The 1194-nt window shown below is 72.3% G+C and carries 1 protein-coding gene and 1 pseudogene; both read right to left on the bottom strand.

Translation table 11 applies throughout. The annotated features are described in order from the left end of the window. Positions 1-777, bottom strand: a 777-nt coding sequence (locus tag ABZ641_RS38385) for an Hsp70 family protein (protein WP_359989299.1), incomplete at its 3' end; no start/stop codon positions are given. A gap of 27 nt (positions 778-804) precedes the next feature. Then, a pseudogene (locus ABZ641_RS38380) lies at positions 805-1194 on the bottom strand (hypothetical protein); the annotation flags it as partial.

Here is a 1194-nt window from a genome sequence, read left to right as displayed (position 1 = left end):
CCGCGGCCGGTCCCGCCGGTCCGGCTGGTAGTCCGAGCCGAACTCCTCCCGGATGTCCTCCAGCAGCGCCGTCGCGATGGCGCGGTCGAAGTCGTCGCCGCCGAGCAGGTTGTCGCCCTCGATGCCGAGCACCGACACCGAGCCGGGCACCAGCAGCAGGATCGAGATGTCGAAGGTGCCGCCGCCCAGGTCGTAGACCAGGACGGTGCGTCCCTCGTCACCGGCCTCGATCGTCATCCCGTAGGCGAGGGCGGCGGCGGTCGGCTCGTTGATCACCCGCAGCACGTGCAGACCCGCCATCCGGCCGGCCTCCCGGGTCGCCGCGACCTGGCGTTCGCTGAAGTACGCGGGCACCGTGATGACGGCCCGGTGCAAGGGCTCGCCGAGGCGCTGCTCGGCGTCCTCCTTCAGCCGGTGCAGGACCATCGCCGAGATCTCGATCGGCGTGTAGGAGCGGCCGTCGAACCAGACGTTCACGTCGCCGTCGGTGCCCGCCGTCACCTTGTAGTCGACCTCGTCGAGCGCCGCCTGCACCTGCGGGTCACGGAACTTGCGGCCCATGAACCGCTTGACCGACCGGATCACGTTCTCGCCGTCGAGGGCGAGCCGGCTCCGCGCGTTCGACCCGACCAGCAGTTCGCCCTTGCGGCCGCGGCCGACCACCGAGGGCGTGCCCTCCTGGTTCTGCATGTTGATGACGATCTCCGGCTCGCCCCGGCGCAGTTGGGCCACCACGGAGTTAGTGGTGCCCAGGTCGATACCGAGAGTGCGGTACATGTCGTTCCCCTCTTGTCCCCTGTGTGTCTAGCGCTTGCGTCGCTTGGCCCGCGAGGACCTCGACCAGTTCTTGCGGTTCCTGCCCCCGGCGGCGGCCCTGCCGGTGCCCGCGGGGGCGGCCGGAGCCTCTCGGGCCGCCGCCTGCTCGGCGCCCTCGTGGTTCGGGCCGGCCTCGGCGGTCTCGTCGGTCCCGCCGGTCGAGGCGGTCCCGGCGCTTGCGGTGTCTGCGGCGCCTGCAGTGTCTGTGGGGTCCACGGCGCCCACGGCACCCAGGGCGCCCACGGTGGTCCCGGGCAGCTCCGCGGACGGCGGCGGGGGAGCGGTGGCGACCACCACCTGCGCCCGGCGCAGCACCTCGTCGTTCCAGAAGAAGCCGGTGACCACGCTCTGGACGACCGTCTCCGGCTCCAGCCCGGT

The sequence above is a fragment of the Kitasatospora sp. NPDC007106 genome, assembly GCF_040634455.1.
Lineage (GTDB): Bacteria > Actinomycetota > Actinomycetes > Streptomycetales > Streptomycetaceae > Kitasatospora > Kitasatospora arboriphila.
Note: the sequence above shows the minus strand (reverse complement) of the source record. Positions and strands in the feature narration are given on the sequence as shown.